The 4,881-nt window shown below is 73.2% G+C and carries 5 protein-coding genes and 1 pseudogene; 5 read left to right on the top strand and 1 reads right to left on the bottom strand.

Annotated elements, in window-relative coordinates:
• The first annotated feature begins 29 nt into the window (after positions 1–29).
• From ACWCO3_RS31510 to ACWCO3_RS31490, 5 genes are all read left to right on the top strand, one after another.
• The gene (locus tag ACWCO3_RS31510; protein WP_450013525.1) at positions 30–1,178 is read left to right on the top strand and encodes a DNA polymerase III subunit delta'; all 1,149 of its coding nucleotides are present in this window, start codon (positions 30–32) and stop codon (positions 1,176–1,178) included.
• Between the two features lie 123 nt (positions 1,179–1,301).
• Positions 1,302–1,631, top strand: a complete 330-nt coding sequence (locus ACWCO3_RS31505) for a YbaB/EbfC family nucleoid-associated protein (RefSeq protein ID WP_053659404.1) — start codon at positions 1,302–1,304, stop codon at positions 1,629–1,631.
• A gap of 1 nt (position 1,632) precedes the next feature.
• Positions 1,633–1,938 carry a hypothetical protein gene (locus tag ACWCO3_RS31500; protein ID WP_145785971.1) on the top strand — a complete coding sequence of 102 codons (306 nt, stop codon included), beginning with the start codon at positions 1,633–1,635 and terminating at the stop codon, positions 1,936–1,938.
• Positions 1,938–2,618, top strand: a complete 681-nt coding sequence (locus ACWCO3_RS31495) for a hypothetical protein (RefSeq protein WP_145785972.1) — start codon at positions 1,938–1,940, stop codon at positions 2,616–2,618. Before ACWCO3_RS31500 ends, ACWCO3_RS31495 begins: the two co-directional genes overlap by 1 nt.
• A gap of 307 nt (positions 2,619–2,925) precedes the next feature.
• The gene (locus ACWCO3_RS31490) at positions 2,926–3,765 is read left to right on the top strand and encodes a PSP1 domain-containing protein (RefSeq protein WP_145785973.1); all 840 of its coding nucleotides are present in this window, start codon (positions 2,926–2,928) and stop codon (positions 3,763–3,765) included.
• Between the two features lie 130 nt (positions 3,766–3,895).
• Here ACWCO3_RS31490 and ACWCO3_RS31485 read toward each other — a convergent pair.
• A pseudogene (locus ACWCO3_RS31485) lies at positions 3,896–4,881 on the bottom strand (metallophosphoesterase); the annotation flags it as partial.

Here is a 4,881-nt window from a genome sequence, read left to right as displayed (position 1 = left end):
CGGGCGCGGTCGACCGGGCGCCCGCGTTGATCGCCGCCGGCGATGCCGACTCCGCGCTTACCGGCGATGCCCCGGCCGGCGGGGTGGACCCGGCCGCCGGGATGACGCACGCCTGGATCTTCACCGGCCCTCCCGGCTCCGGCCGCTCGGTCGCCGCCCGGGCGTTCGCCGCCGCTCTCCAGTGCGTGCACGGCACCGGCTGCGGTGAGTGCCCCGGCTGCCGCACCACGATGGGCGGCACCCACGCCGACGTCCGGCTGGTGGTGCCGGAAGGGCTGTCCATCGGCGTCAACGAGATGCGCGCGCTGGTGCTGCGCGCGGCCAGCACCCCCTCCGGCGGGCGCTGGCAGGTGGTGGTCATCGAGGACGCCGACCGGCTCACCGAGGCCGCCGGCAACGCGCTGCTCAAGGCGATCGAGGAACCCCCGCCGCGTACGGTCTTCCTGCTCTGTGCCCCGTCCACCCACCCGGACGACATCTCGGTGACCATCCGGTCGCGCTGTCGGGTCGTACCCCTGCGGCAGCCGCCGGCCCCCGCGGTGGCCGAGGTGCTGGTCCGCCGGGACGGCGTCGCGCCCGACGTGGCGCAGTGGGCGGCGGCGGCCGCGCAGGGGCACGTGGGTCGGGCCCGCCGTTTGGCCCGCGACCCGGAGGCACGCAAGCGGCGCGAGGCGGTGCTCGCGGTGCCGCGCCGGTTGACAGGTGTCGGCGCGGCGTTCGACGCGGCGTCCGCGCTGATCGAGGCGGCCGAGGCGGAGGCCGAGGCGTCGGTCACCGAAGCCGACGCGGCCGAGCGGGCGGCACTGGAGACCGCGCTCGGCGCGGGTGGCACCGGCCGGGGTGCGTCGGGCGCGATCCGGGGTGCCGCCGGTCAGCTCAAGGAGTTGGAGAAGCGGCAGAAGTCCCGGGCTACCCGGGCCCAGCGGGACGCGCTGGACCGTGCGCTCGTCGACCTGGCCGGCTTCTACCGGGACGCGCTCACGATGGCGCTGCGCGCGCCCGTCGCCCCGGTGCACACCGACACCGCCGCGTTGGCCGGTGCCGGCGCGCAGAAGTGGGACGCCGAGGGGGCGCTGCGCCGGCTGGAGGCCGTGCTCGCCTGCCGGGCGGCCATCGAGTCGAACGTGAAACCGCGGATCGCGGTCGAGGCGATGATGCTCGCCCTCTGGAAGGGCTGACCCGCACCCCTTCGACCGTTGTCCACAGGCATCGACAGGTCCGATTGCTGTGCGGTACGGTCCGTGTGCCGTGGTGACGGTGAGAGCACGCTGAGTGAGGGATCACCCGGGAGGAGTCGGCCGATGCCGCGGGGGGAGATCGACGAAGCCTGGATCGAGGAGGCGGTGCGGCGCTACCGCCGCATCGAGTCGCTACAGGCCGAGTTCGACCAGGCGGTGTCGACCGTCGAGGTGACCGTCCGGTCCCCGGACGGTCTGGTCGAGGTGGTGGTCACCGCCGGTGGGCGGATCACCGACGTCCGGTTCCTCGGGCCGCTGCACTCCCGCAGCCCTCGGGACGTGGCCGGCTCCGTGCAGGCTGCGGTCACCGCAGCGGCGGACGCCGCCGAATGGGCCCGGGAGAAGCTGCACAACGAGACGTTCGCCGCCTACCGACCGCTCGCGGGAGCCTGAGATGGACACACTGCGCGCGCTCTCCGCCCGACTGGACGAGGCGAGCGCCACGCTCACCGCCGTCTCGCACACCGTCACCGCCACCGATCCGTCCCAGGCCGCGTTCGGCGCCGATGCCCCGGGTCGGCCCGGCGAGATCGGTCGCGCGTTGCACCGGCAGTGGACCACCGCCACCGACGACCGGGCCCGCGAGGCGCGCGCCGCCGCCGGTCGACTGGCCACCGCCGCCGCGGCGGTGCGGGAGGCCGCCGACCGCTATGCCGACGTCGACCGGGCGGCCCGCCGCAGGCTCGCCGGAGAGCCGTGATGGACGCGCTCGACCGGCTCGCCGAACCCGGCCTCGACCTGCTTCGTCGGGTGGACTCCCTCATCGCCGCGGGAGTCCCGGAGGGCCACCGGGTCTGGCCGCTGCTGCGTCGGATGCAGGTGCTGCCGGGTGACGCGGTGCGCGGCTTCCTCGACCTCCACCCCGCGCCGCTCGCCGGCGCCGGGCACGCGGTGCGCCGGCTCGTCCGGGGGTACGACGACGTCTCCGCCGCACTCACCGACGCGGTGCTCTGGTCCGGCCCGGCCGCCACGGCGTACGGGCAGCAGCGGGCGGCACTGCTGCACCACCTCGACGAGGGGCCGGACAGCCTGGTCGGGCGGCTCGAATCCACAGCCGGCTACGCGGACGCACTCGCCGACTGGGTGGAGGGCAGCCGACTCGCGCTGGCCCGGACACTGGCCGACGTGCTGCGCTCGGCGGAAGCGGTAGCCGTGGTCGCCGCCACCGCCACCGGTGTGTCGACGAGGCCCGGGCCGATCGGTCCCGGTGTTGCCGACGCGGCCGAGATCGCCGCACGGGTGCTGGCGGTGCTCTGCGTCGCGTACGACGGTGCGGAGACACTGCTGCGTCAGTGGGCACCGAGCCTCGCCGAGGCGACGTGGCGGCCGCCGATGGAGGGGCGACCCCGCTACGACCAGCCCACCCGGGTCGGCTGGTAGCCGGCTCCCGGTTCTCTGGCCGTCGCCGCACAGGTCCCGGACAGACCACGGCGTCGCTCAGGGGCGCCCGACCTGAGTCGGCTCCCCGGCGACGCCGTGGTCTTCCCCCTGCACCCCCCGCAGGTATGCCTTCACTCAACGCTGTCGGGGCGGTCTTGTCTCCTGCCCGGGCCCGGATTCAACCGTCCGGGCGAGGAGCAACGGCACGACGGGCTGCCCGGCAATAGGTCGATTCGACGGTCATGGATGCGAGTGGGCGTCATCGACCGAGGTGCTCTCCGACACGAAGGCGTCGTAGGGTGGGGGGATGGGCATGCTCTGTGCGGTCAGCTTCAACCGGTACGGGCGCCTCTACTATCTCGATCCCGGTGAGTTGCGCCCGCAGGTCGGCGACAAGGTGCTGGTGCCCACCGACGACGGGCCCGAGGTGGCGGAGTGCGTGTGGGCCGCGCAGTGGGTGACCGAGGAGACCGACGGTTTCCCCCGGTTGCTGGGGCTGGCCGCCGACGACGACCTGCGGCGGGACGAGGCACTGCGTCGCCGCAAGGCCGAGGCCAAGGTGGCCGCCAAACGGCTCATCCGCTCGCACGGCCTGCCGATGAAGGTGGTTGCCGTCGACCACGTGCTCGGCTCCGCCGAGGGCGGCGGCGAGCGCAGCACTGTCTACTTCACCGCACCGCACCGGGTGGACTTCCGCTCCCTGGTCCGCGACCTGGGCGCCACCCTGCACTGCCGTGTCGAGCTGCGTCAGCTCTCCGCCCGCGACTCGGCGCGCGTGCAGGGCGGCATCGGCTCCTGCGGTCGGGACCTGTGCTGCGCCACCTTCCTCACCGACTTCGAGCCGGTGACCATCCGGATGGCGAAGGACCAGGACCTTCCGCTGAACCCGCTGCGCATCTCCGGCGCGTGCGGCCGGCTGATGTGCTGCCTCAAGTACGAACATCCGCTGTACCAGCGCTTCCAGGAGACGGCTCCGGCGGTCGGCAGCCGGGTCTCCACGCCCGAGGGTGACGGTCGCGTGGTCGGGCACAGCGTCCCGAGAGACGCGGTGACCGTACGCCTGGACGCCGACGGCTCCCGCTCCATGTGCTCCCGCGCTGACGTCTGCGGCTCCCGCCAAGCCCACGACCAGCACTACCCGGCCTAACCCCCCCACCGCCTGCGCCTGCCCGCCGCGCCCGCGTTCCCTCCCCGTTGATCATGAAGTTATTGCCACTCCGACCGGCGTGTCGGGACAATAACTTCATGATCAACTGTGCTCTGCGGGTGGGTTGGGGTCAGGGCAGGACTGTGGGGGGTTCCGCTAGGCGGGGGGTCAGGTCGGTCTTCGGGGTCAGCCAGCTTGCGGTGGGGGACTGGTCCGGGTTCACCTGCCAGTCCCGGGAGACCCGGTCGACAGCGATCGGGAAGATCGTCAGCGTGCCGTCCGGGTCGATGCGCAACCGCAGGAACACCTTCGAGTCCTCGATGCCCTGACCGGCGAAGAGTTCGTTGACGTTCACCCCGAACGAGCCCGCCACCAGCAGGTACGCGGCCACCAACTGGCTGGCCACCAGGCCGATCACCGGGCCGTAGAGCACCGCCGCGGCGACCGCCGGCAGCGGCCACGGCCAGTCGTAGAACGGCAGCGCCAACCACGCCCAGGTGCCGGCCGCCGCGAGGGCCACCTGCGCCACGCCGTGGCTGACGCCGAGAATCCCGTGCCGTACGTGCCGCTTGCCGCTTGCGCTCGGCGGTTTGGCGAAGAGGATCGCCGCCAGCACTGTCACGAGCACCATCAACACCAGCGGGACGCTGAACAGCCGCTGATCCGTGCTGTCCGCCCAGTTCGCCGTCGCGCCCGCCATGGCCAGCATCAGCAGGGTGTGCAGGATGCCGAGCAGCGTGGTGAAGCCCGGATTGCGGAACGGCAGCCTCGGGAAGATGCCCCAGCCGTAGCGACGGGAGCGGGCCGCGTCCGGATAGCGGGCCACCAGGTCGTACGGCTGGGTCGAGCTGGCCCGACGGGCCAGGGTGTCCCGCGGCGGCACCTCGATGCGCTCCGGCAGTTTGTGGGTGGGGTAGAGGTAGGCACCGCCTCCGCCGCACGTGATCAGTTGCCGGTCCGGCCCGGAGTAGCGGGCGTAGTGGTGCAGGTCGCCGGAGATCAGCAGCCGCACCCGCGCCCCGGTCGGATCGATGATCGTCCGGATGAAGTAGTCGATCGAGTCGTACGCCGTCGGGCTGTCGGCCGCCTTGACCCAGGTCGGCGCCGGCGCTGCGA

The organism is Micromonospora sp. NPDC002411, assembly GCF_053592955.1.
The sequence above is the reverse complement of the archived record's forward strand: the minus strand, read 5'-3'. Positions and strand labels throughout refer to the sequence as shown.

What these genes read in the sequence shown, in the direction of transcription:
- ACWCO3_RS31500 (WP_145785971.1), top strand. Translation starts at nt 1,633, where the DNA reads ATGGACACACTGCGCGCGCTCTCCGCCCGACTGGACGAGGCGAGCGCC.
- ACWCO3_RS31490 (WP_145785973.1), top strand. Translation starts at nt 2,926, where the DNA reads ATGGGCATGCTCTGTGCGGTCAGCTTCAACCGGTACGGGCGCCTCTAC.
- ACWCO3_RS31505 (WP_053659404.1), top strand. Translation starts at nt 1,302, where the DNA reads ATGCCGCGGGGGGAGATCGACGAAGCCTGGATCGAGGAGGCGGTGCGG.
- ACWCO3_RS31495 (WP_145785972.1), top strand. Translation starts at nt 1,938, where the DNA reads ATGGACGCGCTCGACCGGCTCGCCGAACCCGGCCTCGACCTGCTTCGT.